The 24,343-nt window shown below is 37.7% G+C and carries 23 protein-coding genes; all 23 read right to left on the bottom strand.

The annotated features are described in order from the left end of the window. Positions 1 to 175 precede the first annotated feature (175 nt). The 23 genes from B494_RS0108375 to rimP all read right to left on the bottom strand — a co-directional run bounded on the left by B494_RS0108375 (position 176) and on the right by rimP (position 24,011). Positions 176 to 1,135 carry an ABC transporter permease gene (locus B494_RS0108375; RefSeq protein WP_017471944.1) on the bottom strand — a complete coding sequence of 320 codons (960 nt, stop codon included), beginning with the start codon at positions 1,133 to 1,135 and terminating at the stop codon, positions 176 to 178. Beyond that, positions 1,136 to 2,182 carry an ABC transporter permease gene (locus B494_RS0108370; RefSeq protein ID WP_017471943.1) on the bottom strand — a complete coding sequence of 349 codons (1,047 nt, stop codon included), beginning with the start codon at positions 2,180 to 2,182 and terminating at the stop codon, positions 1,136 to 1,138. Beyond that, complete coding sequence (locus B494_RS0108365; RefSeq protein WP_017471942.1) at positions 2,182 to 3,714, bottom strand: ABC transporter ATP-binding protein; 1,533 nt, start codon at positions 3,712 to 3,714, stop codon at positions 2,182 to 2,184. Before B494_RS0108365 ends, B494_RS0108370 begins: the two co-directional genes overlap by 1 nt. A 390-nt stretch (positions 3,715 to 4,104) precedes the next feature. Further along, positions 4,105 to 5,214: a BMP family lipoprotein gene (locus tag B494_RS0108360; RefSeq protein WP_017471941.1), complete on the bottom strand. Its 1,110-nt coding sequence runs from the start codon at positions 5,212 to 5,214 to the stop codon at positions 4,105 to 4,107. Positions 5,215 to 5,289: 75 nt separating this feature from the next. Beyond that, a complete protein-coding gene (locus B494_RS0108355) occupies positions 5,290 to 6,015 on the bottom strand; it encodes a GntR family transcriptional regulator (protein WP_017471940.1) in 726 nt (241 codons plus the stop codon). 117 nt (positions 6,016 to 6,132) lie between these two features. Then, a complete protein-coding gene (locus B494_RS0108350) occupies positions 6,133 to 8,418 on the bottom strand; it encodes an FtsK/SpoIIIE family DNA translocase (RefSeq protein WP_017471939.1) in 2,286 nt (761 codons plus the stop codon). 259 nt (positions 8,419 to 8,677) lie between these two features. Further along, entirely contained in the window at positions 8,678 to 9,538 is an 861-nt protein-coding gene (dapA, locus tag B494_RS0108345) for a 4-hydroxy-tetrahydrodipicolinate synthase (RefSeq protein WP_017471938.1), read from the bottom strand. 36 nt (positions 9,539 to 9,574) lie between these two features. Beyond that, positions 9,575 to 10,807 carry an aspartate kinase gene (dapG, locus tag B494_RS0108340; RefSeq protein ID WP_017471937.1) on the bottom strand — a complete coding sequence of 411 codons (1,233 nt, stop codon included), beginning with the start codon at positions 10,805 to 10,807 and terminating at the stop codon, positions 9,575 to 9,577. Positions 10,808 to 10,822: 15 nt separating this feature from the next. After that, positions 10,823 to 11,866 carry an aspartate-semialdehyde dehydrogenase gene (locus tag B494_RS0108335; RefSeq protein WP_017471936.1) on the bottom strand — a complete coding sequence of 348 codons (1,044 nt, stop codon included), beginning with the start codon at positions 11,864 to 11,866 and terminating at the stop codon, positions 10,823 to 10,825. A gap of 112 nt (positions 11,867 to 11,978) precedes the next feature. Further along, positions 11,979 to 12,563, bottom strand: coding sequence for a dipicolinate synthase subunit B (locus B494_RS0108330; protein ID WP_026065194.1), 585 nt, complete (start codon positions 12,561 to 12,563; stop codon positions 11,979 to 11,981). Positions 12,564 to 12,579: 16 nt separating this feature from the next. After that, positions 12,580 to 13,461: a dipicolinate synthase subunit DpsA gene (dpsA, locus tag B494_RS0108325; RefSeq protein WP_017471934.1), complete on the bottom strand. Its 882-nt coding sequence runs from the start codon at positions 13,459 to 13,461 to the stop codon at positions 12,580 to 12,582. 432 nt (positions 13,462 to 13,893) lie between these two features. Next, on the bottom strand, positions 13,894 to 14,133 hold the full coding sequence (locus B494_RS0108320; RefSeq protein WP_017471933.1) for a YlmC/YmxH family sporulation protein: 240 nt from the start codon (positions 14,131 to 14,133) through the stop codon (positions 13,894 to 13,896). A 123-nt stretch (positions 14,134 to 14,256) separates the two neighbouring features. Further along, positions 14,257 to 16,374, bottom strand: coding sequence for a polyribonucleotide nucleotidyltransferase (gene pnp / locus B494_RS0108315; RefSeq protein ID WP_017471932.1), 2,118 nt, complete (start codon positions 16,372 to 16,374; stop codon positions 14,257 to 14,259). A gap of 297 nt (positions 16,375 to 16,671) precedes the next feature. After that, positions 16,672 to 16,941, bottom strand: coding sequence for a 30S ribosomal protein S15 (gene rpsO, locus B494_RS0108310; RefSeq protein ID WP_017471931.1), 270 nt, complete (start codon positions 16,939 to 16,941; stop codon positions 16,672 to 16,674). 136 nt (positions 16,942 to 17,077) lie between these two features. Then, positions 17,078 to 18,019 (bottom strand): bifunctional riboflavin kinase/FAD synthetase, encoded by a 942-nt coding sequence (locus B494_RS0108305; protein ID WP_017471930.1) that lies wholly within the window; start codon positions 18,017 to 18,019, stop codon positions 17,078 to 17,080. Between the two features lie 19 nt (positions 18,020 to 18,038). Continuing rightward, positions 18,039 to 18,944: a tRNA pseudouridine(55) synthase TruB gene (gene truB, locus B494_RS0108300; protein WP_017471929.1), complete on the bottom strand. Its 906-nt coding sequence runs from the start codon at positions 18,942 to 18,944 to the stop codon at positions 18,039 to 18,041. Positions 18,945 to 19,105: 161 nt separating this feature from the next. Beyond that, positions 19,106 to 19,456 (bottom strand): 30S ribosome-binding factor RbfA, encoded by a 351-nt coding sequence (rbfA, locus tag B494_RS0108295; RefSeq protein ID WP_017471928.1) that lies wholly within the window; start codon positions 19,454 to 19,456, stop codon positions 19,106 to 19,108. A 43-nt stretch (positions 19,457 to 19,499) separates the two neighbouring features. Beyond that, the gene (locus B494_RS0108290) at positions 19,500 to 19,781 is read right to left on the bottom strand and encodes a DUF503 domain-containing protein (protein WP_017471927.1); all 282 of its coding nucleotides are present in this window, start codon (positions 19,779 to 19,781) and stop codon (positions 19,500 to 19,502) included. Continuing rightward, a complete protein-coding gene (gene infB, locus B494_RS0108285; protein ID WP_017471926.1) occupies positions 19,781 to 21,790 on the bottom strand; it encodes a translation initiation factor IF-2 in 2,010 nt (669 codons plus the stop codon). Before infB ends, B494_RS0108290 begins: the two co-directional genes overlap by 1 nt. Positions 21,791 to 21,811: 21 nt before the next feature. Further along, positions 21,812 to 22,117 (bottom strand): YlxQ family RNA-binding protein, encoded by a 306-nt coding sequence (locus B494_RS0108280; protein ID WP_017471925.1) that lies wholly within the window; start codon positions 22,115 to 22,117, stop codon positions 21,812 to 21,814. Continuing rightward, a complete protein-coding gene (gene rnpM / locus B494_RS0108275) occupies positions 22,110 to 22,391 on the bottom strand; it encodes an RNase P modulator RnpM (protein WP_017471924.1) in 282 nt (93 codons plus the stop codon). Before rnpM ends, B494_RS0108280 begins: the two co-directional genes overlap by 8 nt. A gap of 14 nt (positions 22,392 to 22,405) precedes the next feature. Beyond that, on the bottom strand, positions 22,406 to 23,521 hold the full coding sequence (gene nusA / locus B494_RS0108270; RefSeq protein WP_017471923.1) for a transcription termination factor NusA: 1,116 nt from the start codon (positions 23,519 to 23,521) through the stop codon (positions 22,406 to 22,408). 13 nt (positions 23,522 to 23,534) lie between these two features. Continuing rightward, positions 23,535 to 24,011 carry a ribosome maturation factor RimP gene (gene rimP / locus B494_RS0108265; RefSeq protein ID WP_017471922.1) on the bottom strand — a complete coding sequence of 159 codons (477 nt, stop codon included), beginning with the start codon at positions 24,009 to 24,011 and terminating at the stop codon, positions 23,535 to 23,537. Between the last annotated feature and the right edge of the window lie 332 nt (positions 24,012 to 24,343).

The raw sequence follows: 24,343 nt of genomic DNA, 5'->3' as shown, positions 1-24,343 counted from the left end.
AAAATCCGGTAACAATTACCACACTCTCTAATCATCATTTAAAATGATAACAAAATATGCTCCACAGTACTGAGCTACTGTGGAGCATGCGTTTAATCGGTATTATTATTTTTCATTAACGTATTTGACAAAGACGAGATGATCACGATACTAACGTTAAATTGCCTTTGCTTGACTAACGATTACCTTTAATATATGGCTCGCCATTTGCTTTTGGTGCTTCTGCGCGACCAATAAATCCTGCCAATGCTAAAATAGTCAATACATACGGAGCAATAATTAGATAGACATTTGGTACATCAGCCAATATTGGAAAGTTGCGGCCAACAACACTTAGACTTTGAGCAAAGCCAAAGAAAATGGCTGCTCCCATTGCACCTAGTGGGTGCCATTTCCCAAAAATAACGGCTGCTAGTGACATAAAACCTTGCCCGGAGATTGTCGCCCCACCAAAATTTAATGAAATCGTTAATGCATAGGTCGCCCCACCCAATCCAGCTAAAAAGCCAGATATAATAACGGCAACATAACGTATCTTTGTAACGCTAATTCCATTCGTATCAGCGGCCATTGGGTGCTCGCCTACAGAACGAAGACGAAGACCAAAGGGTGTTTTATAAAGAATGAACCATGCCAATATCGCAAAAAGAATAGCAATATAAGCAATATAGTAAATACCACTAAAAAACATCTCTCCGATAATAGGGATGTCGGATAAAAAACGAACCGACCGAGTATAAAAGGGTTGAGTAATAGAATTCGTTTGTCCACTTCCATACCATTCTCTTGTTAAGAATACACCTACACCAAGCGCAATCATATTAATTGCAACACCACTAACCACTTGATTAGCACGTAATGTAACAGCTGCAACAGCATGCATAATAGAGAATATTCCTGAAACCAAACCTGCTACAAGTAGTGACAGCCAAGGTGTTAATGTACCAAACATTTCTGCAAATGATAAATTAAAAACAATACCACTAAATGCCCCCATCACCATAAGACCTTCTAGACCAATGTTTACAACGCCTGAACGTTCACTAAACACACCGCCTATCGCAGTGAATATGAGTGGAGCAGAATAAAATAATACCATTGGCATCATTGATTGCAATAAATCAATAATTTGCATTTATTTCTCCTCCTTTTTAAAGCGAAGTACAATCCAACGAATCATGTAACTTGATGCAACAAAGAAGATAATTACTGCAATAATTATTTCGACCAACTCAGAAGGGACGCCTGAAATGGGCGGCATACTTAGTGAGCCTACTTTCAATGCTCCAAACAAAAAGGCAGAAATAACGGATCCGATAGCTGTATTTGCTCCTAACAATGCAACAGCAATACCATCAAATCCCAAGTTAGAGAAACTTGCGTGTGTATGCATGCTCCCAAATGTACCTAATCCCTCCATTGCACCAGCAAGTCCTGCAAATAAACCTGAAATCATCATCGCCATTATAATATTTCGCTTCACATTGATACCAGCATAATGAGCTGCATGCTTGTTGTATCCAACAGCGCGCAGTTCATAACCATATGTAGTTCTTTCAAGTAAAAACCACATAGTTATAGCTGAAATAAACGCAATTATGAATCCCCAATGAACTTGAGAGCCACCAAATAACGTTGTTAAACCTTCTGTTCTTAACGAAGCTGTTTCACTAATCCGAGATGTTCGTGATCCAGACTCTAAGAGGTAAGCGCGAATAATATGATTACTTAGATGTAAGGCAATATAATTCATCATAATGGTTACCACAACTTCGTGGACACCTCGTGTTGCCTTTAATAAGCCAGGAATCAATGCCCACAAAGCGCCTGCAAGTCCTGCAACTAAAAGAGCTAGCGGCAAATGAATGATGGTCGGCAAGTCTACAACAATCCCTAACCATACAGCGGCCAACCAACCTACAAACACTTGACCCTCTGCGCCTATATTAAACAAACCACTTCGAAAAGCAAAAGCAATAGCTAATCCTGTTAACATTAACGGAATCGATTGTCTAATCGTTTCTCCAAGGTAGTAGGAATTGCCAAATGCACCATTCCAGAGTGCACGATAACCTTCTATTGGACTATATCCGAAAGCCAACATCACAATCGCTCCAACTAGAAATCCTAGTAACACAGAAAAGATGGGAACGATTAAATTAAACGTTCGATTAGAAAACATTACAACTCACCTGCTTTCTCTTTACTACTACCGGCCATTAATAATCCCAGCTCTTGTTCGTTCGTTTCTTCCGGTTTAACTTCAGCTACAATTTGGCCATCAAACATAACAGCGATGCGATCACTCACATTGATAATTTCATCTAGTTCAAAAGATACGAGAAGAATAGCTCTTCCTTTATCACGTTCCTTAATTAATCGTTTGTGGATATTTTCTATCGCTCCTACATCCAATCCACGTGTTGGCTGTGCCGCGATTAAGAGGTCTGGTGAGCGATCAACCTCTCTAGCTATAATCGCCTTTTGTTGATTACCACCAGATAGTGCTCTAGCTTTTGTCCGTGTTGATGGCGTTCTTACATCATAATCTTCAATTAACCTTGAAGCATGCTGATAAATATTTTTGAATGAAAGTACCTTAAAGTTTGAAAAAGGTTTTTGATAATACGTTTGTAACACCATGTTTTCGCCAATTGGATAATCTAAAACTAGCCCAAACTTATGGCGATCTTGCGGAATGTGTGCCACACCTGCCTCTGTTACTTTGCGCGTGGATATATGAGTAATTGATTTGTTATGAAGAAAAATTTCTCCAGATTCCACTTTCCTCAGTCCTGTAATAGCCTCGATTAACTCTGACTGTCCATTACCATCAATACCCGCAATGCCGACAATTTCACCAGCTTGAATATTTAAATTTAAATCTTTTACCATAAGTGCTTGCCTAAAATCTTTAACTTGTAAGTTTTTAATTGAAAGTACGGTATCTTTCGGTTGTGCTGGTGTCTTTTCTGTGGTAAAAGCAATATCACGCCCCACCATTAAAGATGCTAGTTCATCAACATTTGTCTCACTCACATTGACAGTTCCTATTCCTTCACCTTTTCGAATTACCGTACAACGATCACAGACTTCCATAATTTCCTTTAATTTATGTGTGATTAAAATAATTGAGATCCCTTCATTAATTAAAGATTTCATAATACCAATAAGCTCTTTAATTTCTTGCGGAGTTAATACTGCTGTTGGTTCATCTAATATAATAACTTCCGCTCCCCGATATAAGGTCTTTAATATTTCTGCCCGTTGTTGCATACCAACAGAAATATCTCTTATCTTTGCTTTTGGATCAACCCTTAAACCATAACGTTCTGAAAGCTCAGTAATTTCTTTTTCTGCTTGTTTCAAATCAACAAGAACACCCTTTTTTTTCGGCTCACTTCCTAAGATAATGTTTTGTGCGACAGTGAAGGTATCAACAAGCATAAAATGTTGGTGAACCATGCCTATACCTAATCGATTGGCGATGTTAGGGTCACTAATTTTCACCACTTCTCCTTTGACCCGAATCTCTCCTTTTTCTGGTTGATACAATCCAAACAACACATTCATTAATGTTGATTTACCTGCTCCATTCTCTCCAAGTAATGCATGTATCTCACCTTTTTTTAATTGCAAATTAACATTGTTGTTAGCTACAATCCCAGGAAATTCTTTGCGAATGTTTAACATCTCAACAATATAATTACTCATTATGTTCACTCCTTATTTATAAGGTTGGTTACCGTCAATGTTTATTGACTTTTCATTTACAAGATCTTCACCCATCCCATTGCTTATGAGGTAAAATCGTCAAATGAAAAGGGGAGAGTAACTGCTTTTCATTTAATGATTTAACCTGAATCATCGAACGCTATCATTTATATAAAACGAACCTTCAATCTATAGTGGGCAGTTTCGCTCTTCGCCCACTATGTTGTTAAGTGAATCAGGACATTAGCACCGTTATCATGACTCAAATCGTTTTATCTCTGTTCTCTATTTTGAGGCAGTGTTTTACGCACGACTATCTATGATGAAAATGTATAACATTTCCTAGACAGAGAAAAAGACTAGAAGATCTCTAGCCTTTTCTCGGTTAAATTAAAGAGAGTCTAAATAGTCTTCTAATTCCTCATCCGTTTGTGGAACCACAACTTCTCCATCTAGAATACGTTGTTTCCATTCTTCAACCGCTTCACGAATTTCATCTGTATATGCATCACTATTTGTATCAGCTACAGCAATTGCTTCGTCTTCAAGACCTAATATGATATGTTCTCCACCTGGAAACTCTCCTGATAAAGCCATTTCTGAAATTTCTTGAACAGCAACGTCTACACGTTTAACCATTGACGTTAATGTAACATTATGATCACCTTGTTGGCCTTCTTCGTATTGATCACGGTCAACACCAATTACCCATACAGGCTGGTCTGGATTGTTTTCAATACGATTTCTTGCTTCTGTAAAAACACCATTACCTACAGCACCAGAAGCATGGTAGATAACATCTATACCATCGCCGTACATGCTATTAGCAAATGATCGCCCCATTTGCTCATCACTAAATGACTCTGCATAATTAATGCGAACATCTAAATCAGGATTTACTGATTTAACACCCGCTACATAGCCAACTTCAAAGCGTTTGATTAATGGGCTTGAAATACCACCAACAAAACCAACTTCATCAGATTCCGCTTTTAACGCTGCAGCTACACCAACAAGAAATGAGCCTTGCTCTTCAGCGAACGTTACGCTAGCAACATTATCTGCTTCAATCACTTCATCAATAATAGAAAAGTGTGTATCTTGATTTGCTGATGCGACTTGTTCTACAGCTTCTCTCAATTCGAAACCCACACCAAAAATCAAATTATAATCTTGTTGTAACAAATTATTAAGGTTAGGCATGTAATCAGCAGCATCATCAGACTGTGCATAATTATAGTGCGTACCTCGCTCTAGTCCATGTTCAGCACCAAAAGCTTGAATACCTTCCCATGCAGATTGATTAAATGAGCGATCATCTACCCCACCTTCATCAGTAACCATTGCAACTGAGAAGTCTATTGTATCTTCTGTAGTGTCTTCGTCTGTCTCCGTGGCGTCATCTGTCGCTGTGTCATCTTCATCAGCTGTTCCACACGCACCTAGAGTCAATACTGCTGCAAACAATAAAGCAAGAATTAACCAATGTTTGTTCTTCACTTAAATACCCCCAAATAGTTAATAGTTGACCAAATAACGTACTAAAAAAGATGTTAGGCTGTCCTAAACAAAATACTATAATCGCTTTCTTACCACATGGAATTGAAATGCATCGCTTCTAAAGTAATTCGCTGAATAGAGTATCGGCTGGTGCTCTTCAGTATAGTGCATTTGCTTGAGTAGCAACAAAGACTGATCCGGTCTACAATTCAAAATCGCAGATATCTTCTCATGAAAACCAATCGGCTCAATATATGTATGGGCATACTGAATACGCATCATTGTATAGTCTTCTATCAATTTGAAAATTGAATTTTGACTGTGAATTTGACCAATCGGAATTCGAGCATGATCAACTTTGTCAATACAATAGACGACGGGCTCACCATCTGCAGTACGCACACGTTCAACACGGGCAATCGCTTCAAGATCTGTTGCATTAAAGTTATTAAGATCATGTGCAGTGGGTTTGACCACTTCAGCAGCTACATATTGAGTGCCTGGTTGTTTACCTGCTTTTCGAATCATATCTGACACACTTCCTAACTCTTCAATACCTGAAGAGTAGATGGGCTTAGGGTTTACAAATACACCGATTCCTAACCGCCTTGTTACCACATTTTCTTCAACTAATTGATCAATAATAGCTTCCATAATGGTACGCGTGACTTGATAAATTGTAGCCAGCTCATAGAGAGGATGAAGCTTTTCATTTGGTGGATAGATGCCTTGTTCAATATCTTTACGTAATTTTATTAATGTCTTTTTAAACAAGTCATTATCGTATAGGTTATTCACCATATAAACATCCTCCAAGTTATAGCGTTTGATTGGTCATTAACAATATACCACTTTACAAAAAATAAATAAACAGAAATTACGACAATTTCCTATTTTGAAGTAAGTCTAAGCACATGCTTACTCTGAATATTCGGATATCAACACCGTTCGTGGTTTTGATCCCTCATAAGGTCCGACAATTCCTCTATCTTCCATCATATCAATTAATCGCGCGGCTCTCGTATAACCAATTCTAAACCGCCTTTGGAGCATGGATACACTGGCACTTTGCATCTCAACAATCAATTGCACCGCATCGTCAAACAAGTCATCCTCTGGCTGCGATGGTTTTTGTTCAATTTCATCTGGAATCATTTCTTCTTGATAATGTGCTTTTTGTTGTTCGACACAATGGTCAACAACATTTTCAACTTCTTCATCCGACAAGAAGGCTCCTTGAATACGAGTGGGTTTCGATGCACCTACTGGTAAAAAGAGCATGTCACCTCTTCCTAACAGTTTCTCAGCACCGCCTGTATCTAGAATGGTACGTGAATCCGTTTGTGATGATACACTAAATGCAATTCTGGATGGAATATTGGCTTTAATAACACCTGTAATGACATCTACAGATGGTCGTTGAGTAGCAATAATTAAATGAATGCCAGCAGCACGAGCCATTTGCGCCAAACGTGTAATCGCATCTTCGACTTCATTGGATGCTACCATCATTAAATCCGCTAGCTCATCTACTAAAACAACGATATATGGTAAAAGAGGTTGTCTCTCTTCTACACTTACTGTTTCGTTATATCTATTTATATAATTGTTGTAACCCTCGATATTACGATTACCTGTATCAGAAAACAGCTCATAACGTCGTTCCATTTCCGAGACGACTTTTTTTAATGCTTGCGACGCTTTTTTTGGATCGGTTACAACTGGTGCTAATAAATGCGGGATGCCATTATATATATTTAATTCAACCTTTTTTGGATCAATCATCATCATCTTTACTTCATGTGGTTTAGCCCGCATTAAAATACTCGTGATAATCCCATTAATACAGACACTTTTCCCGCTTCCCGTTGCTCCAGCAACAAGTAAGTGTGGCATTTTATTTAATTCTGCAACAATGGCGTCCCCAGATATATCTCGTCCTAATACAAAAGACAGAATTGAGCTTTCTTTCACTTGTTTTGTTTCAAAAACTTCTCGAAGTGTAACCATAGATACTTCTGTATTTGGCACTTCAATACCCACTGCTGATTTTCCTGGTATCGGTGCCTCAATTCGAATATCTTTTGCTGCTAAGGCTAAGGCAAGATCATCATGGAGATTAACAATCTTGCTAACCTTCACCCCAGCCTCAGGATAAACTTCATATTTCGTTACCGCTGGACCAACATGTACCCGTGTCACTTTAGCTTTAACACCAAAACTATTAAATGTGGATTCTAACTTTCGAACAACAGCTTGAATTTGCCCACGCTCTTGTTGATGTGCTTTTTTATTTGGTTCATTAAGCAAATTAACCATAGGTAACTTATAATCAACATTTTCCAATTCGGTCATTGGTGCAACGTCAAGGGGTACATCAGCTTCTTGATTATCGGTCATTTGATTTTGATGACTTTCCTTTTTGCCCTTTGACATATCGATTTCTTGTTCTGCATAAGCTATCTCTGTGAAAGCTTCGATAACAGGTTCTTCCAATTGTTGATTATCATTTGGTTGAGTATTAGTTACCTTTTCTTGTGATTCTGCTTGTAATTGTATTGATTTCTTGTGCTCCCGATTCGCTTTCCAATTTTTATAGTGCGTTTCAATAAATTTTTTGAAGTTAGTTGTTTGCTTCTCTAAAAAGGTCCCAATCGAAAAGTGGGTTAAGAAAATAATACCCACAAGAATCATAAATATAGCTAAAAAAACAGCACCAGTAGTGGAAAATAATACATAAGATGAAGCGTAGAGAACCGCTCCAATTAGACCGCCACCTAAAACACTTGCACTAGCGCGTCCATTGAGGTAGTTAATATACTGGTCCCACGTTTCCCTAATGATAGATGATTCTTCAACGCCACTGCGATAGACATGATACTGATCAATATGACTTAAAAGCAACAAACCTAAAAATAGTATAAGAACGCCTAGTAGTTTTCTTGTCATTAATCGAGGAATCTGTCTTTTAATCATTAAATAAAGCCCAAACGCAAACAGAGCTAGTGAAGCTACCATATACCAAAAACCTAGGAAAAACCGAAAGAAATTTTCTAACCATGCTGGAATAAGACCATCACTAATTGAACCAGCACCACTACCAAAAATCGCTAATAGAATAAAAAGAATACCATACAATTCATATTGCAATTGTAGTTTTAATTTATTTTTTGATGTTTTGCGTTTATTCTTTTTACGAGCCATCCTAAAAATCTCCTTATCTTAAACTTCTCATTCCCTTATTATAGCACATAAAACAGGCATAAAACGAACCTTCAATCAGTGGTTTTTTCAATCTTTTCACTGATTAATAGTTTTGTGTATCAGGACGTTAGCTTCCGGTTAAACAAATGATCAACCCTTTATTTTGAGGCGAGCAATTACGGACGCTTATCTGTGATTCTGATGGCTATTCAAATGAAAAGAGTACAATATCCAAGCAAAAGATATTGTACTCTAACGTTTAAATTAAATCTCGAATCAACTGCTCTTCCACCTCATTAACATTAACAAGTGGTAAACGTACACTACCTGTTTCGATACCTTTCATTCTTAACGCTGCTTTAACAGGTGCGGGAGAAGGGGCCATAAACAATCCTCTCATAATAGGAAGCAACGATCGATGAATAGCAGATGCTTGCTTAACTTCTCCTTCATCAAATCGATTTAACATTTCTTTCATTTCATTCCCTACAATATGTGAGGCTACAGATACAACACCATCAGCTCCAATTGCTTTCAACGGTAAAGTTAAACTGTCATCTCCACTATAGACAGAAAAATCATCGTTAGTCTCTTCGATAATTTGTGAGATCGCATCAAGGTTTCCACTGGACTCTTTGACCGAAATAATGTTGTCTATCTTGGATAAAGCTACAATTGTATCAACGGTTAAGTGAACCATCGTTCGACCAGGAATATTATAGAGCATGATCGGTAAGTCTGTTGCTTCAGCTACAGCAAGAAAGTGTTGATAGAGTCCAGATTGATTTGGTTTATTATAGTAAGGTGTAACTAATAAAACGGCATCAACACCAATTGCTTCAGCTTCTTTTGTTAATTTAATCGTTTCTTCTGTATTATTAGAACCCGTCCCAGCTATAATAGGATACTGGCGATTTGACACTGCGACCGTATGTTTAAATAACTCAAGCTTTTCTTGATGGGTTAATGTTGGTGATTCTCCTGTTGTTCCTGCCACTACTAAACCATCTGAACCATTTTCGATAAGGTAATGCATTAACTCGGTTACTTTACTGTAATCAATTTGATTCTTATCGTTAAATGGTGTAACCATCGCTGTTAAGAGTTTTCCAAACTGCATAGAGATTTGCCTTCCTTTCTTTCAAACAATAATCATTCACTTATTATCTGCTAATTGATCTTTCAAAGCAAATGCCTCATGCAGGGCATTAATTGCTAGAGTAAGGTCCTCATCGTTAATTAAGACCCAGATGGTGGTATGACTATCTGCTGATTGTAATATCTTCACTCCTGCATTGGTTAAGCTTTGAACAATGGTAGCCGTTACCCCAGGTACACCTGTCATCCCTGCCCCCACTAGTGATACTTTAGCACAATGATGCGTAAAGATAGGATGATAACCTAAATCTTTAAGTAAATGATGCGCTTTTTCACTTAATACTTCTGGAATCGTATAGACGATACCGTTAGGGAAAATATTAATAAAATCAACTGAAATCCCAGCATCAGCCATTGCTTTAAAAATACGAGCATGCATAAACTCTACTTGTTGATCTGCTTCTATCTTTACTTGGGTAATACCTGACATATGAGCAATACCTGTTATGAGACGATCCGGAATATCCTTACCTTTAACATCGTCTATAGAAGTGGTTATCAGTGTTCCAATATGATCATGATCTGTTGAGCGAACACGAATGGGAACCTTTGCTTGCATTGCGATTTCAACCGCACGCGGATGAATCACTTTTGCACCTTGGTAGGCAAGATTACAAATCTCGTTATAGGTTACGACATCTAGGGTACGTGCTTCTTTTACAACACGCGGATCTGCTGTCATAATACCATCTACATCGGTGAAAATATCGATAAATTTCGCATCTAGGGCAGCACCCAGTGCTGCAGCGGACGTATCACTACCTCCGCGGCCCAGAGTAGTTGTCTCATGATCTAAAGTTTGACCTTGAAAACCAGCGACGACGACCACATCATTAGCCGCTAATTCATGTTTTAGACGCTCGACCTCCATCGATTGAATCTTAGCAGCAGTAAAATCACTCGTTGTAATAAAGCCCGCTTGAGCACCTGTTAATGCTGTCGCTTTTAAACCAGCTTCCTTTAATTCATTTGAAAAAACGACTGCTGATATAATTTCACCACATGCGAGCAAGAGATCTTGTTCACGATTAGATTGATAACCATTAGGATAATTGATTAATGCTAATAACGAATCTGTTGCATAAGGCTCTGGTGCACGACCTATTGCAGAAACAACGACAACAACTTTATAACCTTCTCCTTTTGCTGATTGAATATGGTTAATTGCTTTATGTCTTGTTGCTTTATCTTTTACAGATGTCCCTCCAAATTTCTGAACTAATATATCCATCGCTTCACCTCAAATCTAGAGCCAGTTATGGTTAATCAGTGATTCAGCAATTTGCACTGAATTCCACGCTGCTCCCTTTAATAAATTATCTGAAACAATCCACATGTGGTAGCCATTATGATAATTTAAATCCCGTCTAACTCTTCCAACAAAAACATCTGACTTTCCTGCAGCATCAAGTGGTGTTGGATAAATTTGCTTGTCAGGATCGTCTGCTAACGTAATCCCTGGCGCTTCGCTTAACAGGGTTTGCAATGATTTAACAGATGTTTCCTTATCAACTTCAACATAGACACTTTCTGCATGAGAAGTAAAGAAAGGCAATCGAACACAAGTTGCTGCAACATTTAACGCATCGTCGTGTAGTATTTTTTTCGTTTCATTAATCATTTTCATCTCTTCAAATGTATAACCATTTTCTTGAAACACATCAATTTGTGGTAAGGCGTTAAAAGCGATTGGATAATGTTTATTCTCACCTTTTACTGGTAATAAATGCGCTGTTAAATCTTCACCAGCTAAGAAAGCTTCAGCTTGATCCTTCAATTCTTCAACCGCTTCCGCCCCAGCACCAGAAACAGCTTGGTAAGTAGAGACGATCACACGTTTTAAACCATATTGCTCTTGCAGTGGCTTTAATGCTGCTACCATTTGAATGGTTGAACAATTTGGGTTTGCAATAATACCTTTATGTTGCTTAATATCTTCTTCATTAACTTCTGGAACCACAAGTGGTACATTTTCGTCCATACGAAATGCACTTGTATTGTCAACGACTACAGCTCCCTTTTTAACTGCTTCAGGAGCAAGTTGTTTTGATACTGATCCACCCGCTGAGAATAGCGCTATATCTATACCTTCAAAGCTCTCGGGTGTTGCTTCTTCAACTGTATATATTTCGTCTTTATACTTAATTTTCGTTCCTGCTGATCGACTAGAAGATAGGAGTTTTAGCTGACCAATTGGAAAGTCTTTTTTGGCTAAAGTTTCTAACATTTTCTGCCCAACGGCCCCTGTAGCTCCTACGACCGCAATATTATATAATTTAGAATTTGACATAAAAATCCCCTCTCCACAAGCGAAATAAATTGTAATTTCTATTTTAACATATTCTTATGGAGAAGAGGATGTTCGATTTAAGTTATTTATTAAATCTTAGCTTAAATACTGTTTAATAAGTGGTGATAACGGGTTGAAATTGTTTGTTCTCTAATGCAGCTTCTATCGTGTCTTGTAAATAGTCCATTTTGGCAATAAGTGAATTAGGTTTGTTAAAAGGATTATCTTGACCAAATGGTACAAAGTATATCCCCTTTGTTGCCATAAGCCTCATTATATTAACGCCATTTAGTCCAAGTGCATCATTTGTAGAAATAGCTAATATGACCGGGGCTTGATTACGCATAGTTGCCTTTGTTGCCATTAGTACTGGGCTGTCAGTTATTGCATTGGCTAATTTACTTAATGAATTACCAGTCAGAGGAGCTACGACCATCGCATCTAATGGATTAGCTGGGCCAAATTTTTCTGCTTCAACAATAGAAGAAACGGGTGTATGACCTGTTTTATCTTCTAAAACTTGCAAATGTTCTGCTGCTGTGCCAAAACGACTATCAACATTTTGAACAGTGTAGGACACAACTGGATACACATCTGCACCGTCGGCTACTAGTTTGTCAATAACCGGGAATACTTGGTCATACGTGCAATGTGATCCCGTTAAACCAAACCCAATCTTTTTGTCTGTTAACACGATGCAATCAACCTACTTTCTATTGATGATCTGTGATCAATTGATCAATGACCTTAGCTAATATTTCACCAGCCGTTTTTGGTGCTACCCTTGCAGGTAAACCTAATGCATGAATTGTATTTAGTCCTCTATCTCTAGCATAATCAAAATTAATGCCCCCTGGTTTTGATGCCAAATCAATCAATAAAGCATCTGTCTTTAACGTATTTAATACTAATTTATCAACAATCCGTGCTGGAATGGTATTAATCAATAGATCACACTTCTCAGTATATGCTGTGAGACCATCAAGGTGAAAGCCGCCAAAGCCCAGTGCATTTGCTCTAGCTATGTCACTAGGACTTCTTACTCCAACCCAGACATTGGCCCCTAGTTTGGCAAATTTGTCAGCAACCGTTAACCCAACACGCCCCAATCCAAGAATAATGACATTGGCTTCGTGCAACGTAATTTTCATATGTTGTATAGCTAATAAAATCGTTCCTTCTGCCGTTGGGATTGCATTATAAATTGCAACATCATCCCGCTCCATTAATGGATAGAGTTTAATTTGGTTTTCTTTCACCGCTTCATCTAAATAAGTTGTTGTGATTCCAGTAAAAACTAAAGCCTGCTGATTCAGCCTTGCAAACCAATCTTCAGGAAATGAAATGCATTGACTTGAGAAAACTGGATTTATCTCACCCTTATCATTTATACCGGTGATCGGTAAAATTACAGCATCAAGTGTTTCTGGTGTAATCTGCGTTAAATCTGTATGGCTCACACTGAAAAAACCAGGGTCTAATTGATCATAGCCAATTAATTTAATTTGGTAGTAGGGGTGACCAGCTAGCTTTTTAATTAATTCTAAGTAGCGAGCATCACCACCAATAATTGCTATTTGTAATTTCCTATTCATTGCGCACTCACTTCCATTTCCTCTTAATGTTACATAGTTAATGACAGTTATCTCTCTTTATATTATGTGACTAGACGTAGACAGTGCAATCGTTAGGGCGAAATAGGTTTTTATCTAACAATGATAGATACGAAGGATTTCTGTATACTTATAACATCCATTCATGATCGCTCAATAAGTTGTGTAAAACGTCATACAACCAAGGGAAAATTCAGATAAAACAAACCTTCAATCAGTGGATGTTTTTGTTCTTCGCCTACTGATTGTTAGTTAAGTGAATTATCAGACCATTAGCGTCCATTATCTACCTCCTAAATAGATTTATCCCTGTGCGCTATTGAGAGGTACCTGTTTTACGAACGGTTATATGTAATAAAAAAACCGATCAAGTTAGACTGATCAGCTTTTTAATTATTTAACTTGCTCCATTTATCATTTATTTGCGCGATGAACAATAATGGTGTCTTTTCCTATCTTTTTAATTTGATTCCAAGTAATCGTCGTTTCATTTTGATCACGCTTCATTCCAAATAAGCTATAACTTGGAATGATAAAGGCATTTATTTTCCCTGTTTTAGGATCGACTTCCAAATCAGTTTGTCCAAGCACGCCTAGACGCGTGCCATCTTCTAAGTTTACAATTTCTTTGCTACTCAATTCCTTATATCGCATCCTTATTCCCCCCCTCATATAAAGGTATGAAAAAAGCGAATAAGAAAAAACCAATCGTGATCAATTTTACAACATTCCTGATCAAGATTGGTTTCTTTGTGGTAAAGAACTTGCTTTATTTAGTTACGAGTCAGATTTCTTTTGCTTCTCTTGTTCTTCGAGTAAAACCGCTTTTCTGGATAAATTAATCCGGCCTTGACGATCAATTTCTTTAACTTTAACCATAATTTGGTCGCCTTCTTTTACGACATCTTCTACTTTGTTCGTTCTTTCGATCGCTAGTTCTGATATATGAATCAGCCCTTCTTTTCCTTTGAATAATTCAGCAAAAGCGCCGAATTTTTCAACACGTTTAACGGTAGCTAAATACATTTCACCAGCTTGTACTTCACGAACAATATCCTCAATCGTTTTCTTAGCTTTTTCATTCATAGCCTGATCGGTTGATGATATAAACACTTTACCATCTTGCTCAATATCGATTTTTACACCGGTTTCTTCAATGATTTTATTGATTTGCTTCCCACTTGGCCCAATCACATCACGAATTTTATCAGGATTAATTGACATGGTTAGAATTTTTGGAGCATAAGCAGACAATTCATCATTAGGTGTGGCAATGACCTCTGCCATATGGTTTAAAATATGAATTCGACCTACACGTGCTTGTTGCAAAGCTTCTTCTAAAATATTACGAGATAATCCTTCAATTTTAATGTCCATTTGTAAAGCTGTTACACCTTTTTCAGTACCTGCAACCTTAAAGTCCATATCGCCTAAAAAGTCTTCCATACCTTGAATATCACTTAATACGGTGTAGTCTTCACCTTGTTTAACTAATCCCATCGCTATACCAGCCACTGGTGCCTTGATTGGCACACCCGCATCCATCATTGCAAGTGTAGAAGCACAAATACTCGCTTGTGATGTTGAACCATTAGACTCTAACACTTCAGAAACTAAACGAACGGTATACGGAAATTCATTTTCTGAAGGGATGACCTTTTCTAATGCACGTTCTCCTAGTGCCCCATGACCTATCTCACGACGACCCGGTCCACGTATCGGTCCTGTCTCACCAACACTGAAAGAAGGAAAATTATAATGGTGCATAAAACGTTTAGACTCCTCTAGATCCAATCCGTCAAGAATTTGTACATCACCTAATGCGCCAAGTGTACAAACACTTAATGCTTGGGTTTGTCCACGCGTGAACAATCCTGAACCATGGGTACGTGGTAAGAGGTTAACACGTGAAGTTAAAGGACGAATCTGATCAGGAGTACGACCATCTGGGCGTACTTTCTCTTTGGTTATAAGTCGTCTTACTTCATCTTTTACCATTTTTTCTAAAATATCTTTAATTTGACTAATCGTTTCCTCATCTGCTTCATTTGCTTCATACTGCTCAATCACTTGATTTTTTACGTTAGTTATTGCTTCTTCTCTCGCATGTTTTTCAACAACTTGAATGGCTTCTACCAATTGAGATTTTGCCGTTTTTTCTAGTGCCGCTTCGATGTCTTGGTCAAGAGTGAAAAGCTTCACTTCCATCTTTTCTTTTCCAACAGCTTGATATATTTCTTCTTGGAAGGCCACTAATCGTTTAATCTCCTCATGCCCAAACATAATTGCTTCAAGCATGACATCTTCAGCAACCTCATCCGCACCCGCTTCTACCATATTAATGGCATCTTTGGTACCGGCAACAGTTAAATCAATATCACTTTTTTCACGTTGCTCAGTCGTCGGATTAATAATGAACTCTCCATCTACACGTCCAACAATGACTCCAGCAATTGGTCCACCAAAAGGAATATCAGATACACCTAAAGCAATAGATGAACCAATCATCGCAGCAATTTCTGATGGCGCATTTTGATCCACACTCATAACCATACTGATAACCTGGACATCATTACGAAATCCCTTAGGGAAAAGTGGACGTATCGGTCGATCGATTAATCGAGATGTTAATACCGCTTTTTCGCTTGGTCTTCCTTCTCGCTTTATAAATCCACCTGGAATCTTTCCTACCGCATAAAGGCGCTCTTCATAATTCACTGTTAACGGGAAAAATGGTAAGTCTTTTGGTTCTTTTGAACCCGTAGCTGTTGCTAATACAGAGGTGTCACCATAATGAATCATACAAGCTCCATTTGCTTGTTTGGCTAATTCTCCTACTTCAACAACAAACGGCTTGCCAGCAATTTCAGTTTTAAATATTTGTTTGTTCGTCATTCTTTTTTATACCCCTCTCGTTAAAACCGTTTACGTTAGATTAAATAAAAAGCTAATTAAGTTAATTTACCTCAGACAAATATAACTTATTCAAACGCGATGAACGGTTCAAAAGAGATAGCTTCTTTATCCTATTGCATCAACATCATCTTGCTCCATCCTGATCAAAACGTTGCATGTCTTAACAACGCTTTGATCAGAATCGAGCGCAAGGACCTTAGGAGCTACTTGTCTTTCGAAACCGTTTTATTAAATATGAATACAGAAAAAGCGGGAAATCCCCCGCTTTTGTGTATGTTATCGACGCAAGCCAAGCTTTTCAATAAGTTGACGGTAGCGTGTAACGTCTTTATTACGTAAATAAGTTAATAAATTACGACGTTTCCCAACCATTTTCAATAAACCACGACGTGAATGATGATCTTTTTTGTGTGTACGTAAGTGATCATTTAAACTTGTGATTTCAGCAGTTAGGACAGCGATTTGGACCTCTGGAGACCCTGTATCGTTTTCATGCGTTTTAAATTCATTAATAAGTTCATTTTTACGCTCTTGTGAAATAGCCATCCTTGTTTCACCTCCTATTAATATTCAAACATCCCCAATCCCCTAGCAAACGTTGGAGAAGCGTTTTGCCAAGTAGATGGTTTCCGTTAAATAGATTAACGCTTTTTCAATCAAATTGCAAGTCTTATAGCAGATTTCATTGAAAAAGTTGACGAATTTCAATTTCATCTTGGTTAATTTGCGTTATTAATTGCTCAACACCATCAAACTTATATTCTGGTCTAATAAATTTTTCCCAATGAACAATTAGCGTTTCGTCGTAAAGTTCACCAGTAAAATCAAGTAAGTGCACTTCTAATTTCACCCTATCCTTGGCCTTGTCATCTTCAAAAGTTGGGTTATAGCCGAGGCTTGCCATGCCATGCAATTGTTGATGATTGATATCAACTTTCACATAATACACACCGGTTCGAGGTAATGCTTGCTTAGGATCAACCGCCAAATTAGCTGTTGGATAGCCAATCTGTCTTCCTCTTTTATAGCCATGGACCACTTTACCTTCAGTCGTTAAGGGCCTTGTTAGAAAATATTTAGCTAGATCAACTTTCCCTTCAGCTAATAGTTTACGAATTCGTGTCGAACTGACCTTTTCATCATCTTCACTATACTTTCCAACTATAGATACACCAAAACGCTCACTTGCATGTTGTAATAAAGTATCCACATTGCCTTTCCCCATATGGCCATATGTAAAGTCAAAACCACAAACTAAGTGACAAATATTTAGATCAACAATAAAATGATCAATAAATGATTGCGGGTCAAGCTGAGCTAAAGATAAATCAAATTGAACAATATACAATAGATCAACATCTAGACTTTTCAAAATCGCTTGCTTTTGCTTTAGTGGTGTTAAATAGGATACTTGACGATTATTTTTTTCAAGTACAGCTGATGGATGAGGAGTAAATGTCATAACAGCTAATTTTTTATTTTTCTGACCGGCAATAGCTTTAGCTCTCTCTATAACTTTCTGATGCCCCTTATGTATGCCGTCAAAAAAACCAATCGCACAAACAGATGTATTATTTGTATCTGGAAGGTTGGTGTGCGGATACGTTAACGTGATGGTTTCCATCGCTTTCACCTCTTTCTCATTACTGCTTAAACACACGCAATGGCTTTATTTGTTCTGGTTTAGTTGGATGAACGTAATAAATCGCTAACACCTTACCTGATGACATCATGACATAAGGCTGGTCTTCTTGCCATCCATTCGGGCGATTAAACTTTTGCCCCGTTAAAACTTTCGCTGCCCATTGTTGGTTCACCTCAAATGTAGGAAGATGCTTTAAACCTGCTTCAATAGGTAAAAGAACAGATGTATGCTGATTTACTTTACTTAACTGTTCAAGCTCTGTCAATGTAACTGCATGGCTTCGATCAAAGCTAGCAGTAGCTGTGCGAACCAGGTGTGACATATGGGCAGGAAACCCTAATGCCTTCCCAATGTCAACAGCTAACGTACGGATGTAAGTCCCCTTCGATACCGTTGTTTCAAAAGCAAAGCTTACCTTATCATTAGATTGGTTTAGGCTTTTTTCTAGATATTTAATGGCATGAATGAATACGTATCTAACTGGCCGTTCAACAGGCTGATTCGTTCGGGCATATTCATACAATTTCTTGCCTTTTACTTTAACTGCTGAATAAAGTGGTGTAAGCTGAGTAATCTCTCCTTGAAACTTAACGAGCGTTTCTTTCACTTCTGATTCAGTGATTAACTGGTCTATTTTCACCTGTTCAGTCGGCATCCCGGTCTGATCTTCTGTATCTGTAGACACGCCTAAGGTTACCTCAGCTTGATATGTCTTTGTCGTATTTGTTAAATAAGGGACAATTTTAGTAGCTTCACCTATACAAATAGGTAATAGACCTTCAACTTCAGGATCTAACGTCCCCGTGTGTCCAACCTTCTTTGTTGAGAAATATCGACGTAATTTTATCACACAATCATGTGATGTTATCCCTGCAGGCTTCCATAATGGGACAATACCATTCATTACTGTTCCTCCAACTTGCTTCATAGCATTTATTATGTAAAAGAATAAAGCTTCTCTATCGTTATCGGCTATTAAAATCCTTGCCAAACATGTCATATGATATATTAAGCAAAGCAAAACCCTTGTTTCATTATAGAACAAGGGTTTTGCGAAGTAAAATGTTAATGATCCGACTGATTTAAATCACGTAATAACTTCTCAATTCGATTACCCGTCTCAATGGTTTCATCTATTTTAAAAAACAATTCAGGTGTTTTTCGCAAACGAATACGATGCCCAATCTCTGAGCGTATGAAACCTTTCGCCTTAGATAAACCATCTAGGGTATCTTGCTGCTCCTGCTTATCTCCTAATATAGTTAGAAATACAGTAGCTTGTTGTAGATCCCCTGTCACTTCTACATCTGTAATCGTTACAAAGCCAACCCTTGGATCTTTGATCTTTCTTGTTATGAGATCTCCTAGTTCCTTCTTCATTTGTTCTGCAACACGATTTGCACGCATTTCACTCATTAACGCTCACCTCAATTTCTATATCTTACTATACAGTATAGCTTTACCCGAACCAATGCCGTTCTACACGTAGACATTCTATTTCAGGAAAAGAGTCAAGTTTAGCTAAACAGGCATCAATGACTTGTTCACAACGCACACGATCTGAAGAAATAGTAGCTATTCCTATCCTTGTACGTTGCCATAAATCTTGATAATCAAGTTCACTAATCGTTATATTAAAGCTATTTTGAAGTCGCGTTATGACACGCTTTAAGACTGAGCGTTTCTCTTTCAAAGAATGAGATTGATAAATAAAACACTCGATGTCAACGTATAACAACATTAGCGCTTGATTTCCTCCATGATGTAGCATTCAAAAACATCGCCCTCTTTGATATCGTGGAAGTTTTGTAAAGTAATACCGCACTCATAATTTTGAGCGACTTCTTTAACATCGTCTTTAAAACGTTTTAGTGAGTCAATTTCACCTTCAAAAATAACAACGCCATCACGGATAACTCGTACACCAGAATCACGTGTTATACGCCCATCTGTAACATAACTTCCTGCAATGGTACCGATTTTAGATACTTTAAACGTTTCTCTTACTTCGGCTTGACCAATCACCTTTTCTTCAAATTCAGGATCGAGCATCCCTTTCATTGCAGCTTCAATTTCTTCAATCGCTTTATAAATAATACGGTGCAAGCGAACATCAACATTTTCCGATTCAGCTGCTTTCTTAGCATTGTTATCAGGTCTAACATTAAAACCAATCACAATAGCATTGGAAGCAGAGGCTAAAATAATATCTGACTCTTTAATTGCCCCTACGCCTGTATGAATGATGTTAACCTTTACACCTTCTACATCGATTTTCTTCAGTGAAGCAGCCAAAGCTTCAGCAGATCCTTGAACATCAGCTTTTAAGATAATATTTATATCTTTTATTTCGCCTTGTTTGATTTGATCAAACAAGTCTTCTAAGCTCACTCTTGATTGATTTCCACGACGCTCTTCAATTTGCTTCTGTTGTCTAAGTTCGCCAATTTGACGAGCAGTCTTTTCATCCTTAAATACAACAAAACGATCACCAGCTTGTGGCACTTCATTCAAACCAGTAATCTCAACTGGTGTAGATGGACCCACCTTTTTAACACGGCGTCCTAAATCATTAACCATAGCTCTTACTCGTCCAAATGTATGACCGACAACAACAGGATCACCAACATGAAGGGTACCATTTTGAACAAGTAAAGAAGCTACTGAACCTCGCCCTTTATCAAGTTCTGCTTCAATTACTGTACCGTCAGCACGCTTATTCGGATTGGCTTTAAGTTCCTCTACTTCTGCGACGAGTAAAATCATTTCTAACAAGTCATCAATACCTTCGCCTTGAATCGCAGACATTTGAACAAATACAGTCTCGCCACCCCAGTCTTCAGAAATTAACTCATATTCTGTAAGCTCTTGCATGACACGATCAGGATTTGCCCCTTCTTTGTCCATCTTGTTCACCGCAACAATAATTGGAACTTCTGCTGCTTTCGCGTGGTTAATCGCCTCAATCGTTTGAGGCATGACACCATCATCTGCCGCCACAACTAAGATTGCTATATCTGTTACTTGCGCACCTCGTGAACGCATACTTGTAAAAGCAGCATGCCCCGGTGTATCTAAAAACGTGATTTTTTTATCATTTGCTTTAATTTGGTATGCTCCAATATGTTGAGTAATGCCGCCTGCTTCTCCCTCAGTTACTTTAGTATGTCGAATAGAATCGAGCAAAGTTGTTTTACCGTGGTCAACGTGACCCATTATTGTAACAACTGGGGGACGTTCAACAAGTTGGTCTTCTTTATCTGCTTCAATATATTGAAGCAAATCTGTCTTTTCAATCTGTACTTCTTTTTCAACAGCTAAACCGTATTCCCCGCAAATTAATTCAATAGAATCATCATCTAAATCTTGATTTTTGGTTGCCATAACACCTAAAAACATTAGTTTCTTAATGATTTCACTTGTATCTTTCCCTAGTTTTTCAGCTAAATCTCCAACGGTTAACGTTCCCGTATATTTAATCACTTTTTCATCTTGTTTAGATGAATGAGGCTTTGTTTCCTCTTGTTTTTCAGCCGTTTGCGTCTTATGATTATTTGAGCTTTTCTCTTGACTAGGTTTTGATTGTTTGTTGTCTTTACTATAAATCTCATCTAACTTAGTGACAATCTCATCTGAGATCGTTGACATATGATTGGTCACATCTACCTTCATCTCTTTTAACTGATTAATAACGTCTTTACTTGATACATTGTGCTTTTTGGCATATTCATATACTCTTACTTTAGCCATACAGTCACCCCCGAATATTATTTAATCGAGTAATGAGCAAATCTTCTCAGCAAAGCCTTCATCCGTTATAGCAATAGCCACTCTCCCAGCCTTACCAATCGCATGTGATAATGTATCACGATCGACAACTGTCCGATAAGGTACACGATAAAACTTACACTTATCTGTAAGCTTTTTATGTGTTTGAAGGCCAATATCACTGGCGATTAGAACAAGCTTGGCTTGTCTTTGTTTAATCGCTTTAATAATTTGGTCTTCTCCTACAGCTATTTGACGGGCTCTTGTCGCCAAACCGATCATGTTTAGATATTTTTGCTCGTTACTCAACGTCTTCACCTTGTATTACTTTTCTTAAATCTTGATAAATTTCCTTTATCGCTTTAACTTGAAAATGGCGTTCTATTGATTGACTACTTTCTGCTTGATCGACAACACTTAAATCATGAGAGACATAGGCGCCACGTCCATTTTTCTTACCAGATGGATCAACAAAAACATCCCCATCTTTTGTTTTAACTACCCGAATTAATGCTTGCTTAGGCTTCATTTCCTGGGTAACAATACATTTTCGCAACGGAATTTTTTTATTTTTTTTAGGCATAATAAAGCTCCTCCTTACTCAAATAAATCTTCATCCGCATTAAAAAGTGGCTCACCGTTTTCTTCACCCTGAACATTGCTTGTGAGAATACCTAATTCTTTTGCTTCGGTCTCACTTTTAATGTCTATTTTCCAGCCTGTTAATTTTGCAGCTAAGCGTGCATTTTGACCACGCTTACCAATTGCTAACGATAATTGATTGTCTGGTACAACCACCGTTGTCGCCTTATCTGTTTCATCAACAATAACTTTCGTTACCTTTGATGGGCTTAACGCATTAGATACATAGACGATAGGATCTTCTGAATATTCAACAATATCAATCTTTTCACCTTTCAATTCATCTACAACCGTTTGAACACGTTGACCCTTTTGACCTACACAAGAACCGACGGGATCTATATCAGGATCTTGGGCATAAACAGATATCTTCGATCGGTCACCAGCCTCTCTTGCAACAGAACGAATTTCGACAATACCGTCATAAATTTCTGGTACTTCTGTTTCAAAAAGGCGTTTAAGTAAACCAGGATGTGATCGGGAAACAAAGATTTGAGGTCCCTTGTTGGTGTTTTCTACCTTTGTAACAAATACTTTAATACGGTCATGCACACGGTAATTCTCAGTTGGCATTTGTTCCGGTTCAGCTAATTTGGCCTCAACCTTTCCTAAATCAATATAAACAAAACGAGAATCAACACGTTGAATAATACCATTCATGATATCTTCTTCTCGATCAATATATTCATTGTAAATAACGCCACGTTCTGCTTCTCTAACTCTTTGTGTCACCACTTGTTTAGCTGCTTGTGCAGCAATACGTCCAAAGTCTCTAGGTGTTACTTCAACCTCAACAACATCTCCTACTTGATAAGTTGGATCAATTGCTTTCGCTTCATCAATTCCAAGCTGTTGTTGGGTATCTTCAACTTCATCAACAATTTCTTTACGTGAGAAAACCTTCATACTACCGGTTTCTTCATTAAGGTCCACTCTTACATTTGTAGCAGATTTAAAATTCTTTTTATAAGCTGAAATAAGTGCAGCCTCTAACGCTTCTATTAAAACATCTTTATCAATACCTTTTTCTTTACCTAAATAATGAATGGCATCAAAAAGCTCTTTACTCACAATAGATCCCCCTTTAATTAAATGATACCGCTAAGCGAGCCTTAGCCATTTTATTGTACGGTATCTTAACTTGTTTAGTTCTTGCTTTATCTTTCACTTCAAGTGTAGCTACCTCATTTTCATCAAAGGTAACCAAACGGCCCTCATACACTTTTGCTCCATCAATCGGTTCATACAATTTAACATGAATATGCTCACCTACATGCATACGTAAATCCTCTTGCTTTTTTAATGGTCGCTCAGCTCCAGGTGATGATACTTCTAGATAATAAGGTACAGAAATCGGGTCTTGCTCATCTAAACGCTCACTTAACTGTTCAGATACACGCCCACATTCTTCAATGTCTACGCCTCCTGATTTATCAATAAAAACACGCAAAAACCAACTTTTTCCTTCCTTAACAAATTCAATATCAACCAGTGTTAAATTCATTTCTGTTAAAATTGGTGTAACCAATATTTCTGCTTGTTGTATGACATGACCACTCATCTTATCGCCTCCTTTATTTCATTCATATATTAAGTGTTAGGTGTATACAAGCCTATCTTTTTATAGTCTACGCATTAAACCATATTTTCATTATTGATTTAAATCCGCTAACCTATTAACCGAAAGACTCATAAAGCTTATGTAGCACTTAAAGCTTATCGCACTTATCGTGCAATGATAAATCCCTTGTCAAAATCGACAAGGGATTCCCATCACCATAAAAAACACAAAAGCACTAAGCTGTGAAGAAAGAGTGGGTTTCCCCACTCTTTCTTGTAGCACGCTCATTTAAATCCATATAAAATATATCATATATTGGTATATAAAGCAAG

Origin of the sequence: Amphibacillus jilinensis Y1, from assembly GCF_000306965.1 — a bacterium.
Taxonomy (GTDB): domain Bacteria; phylum Bacillota; class Bacilli; order Bacillales; family Amphibacillaceae; genus Amphibacillus_C; species Amphibacillus_C jilinensis.
Note: the sequence above shows the minus strand (reverse complement) of the source record. Positions and strands in the feature narration are given on the sequence as shown.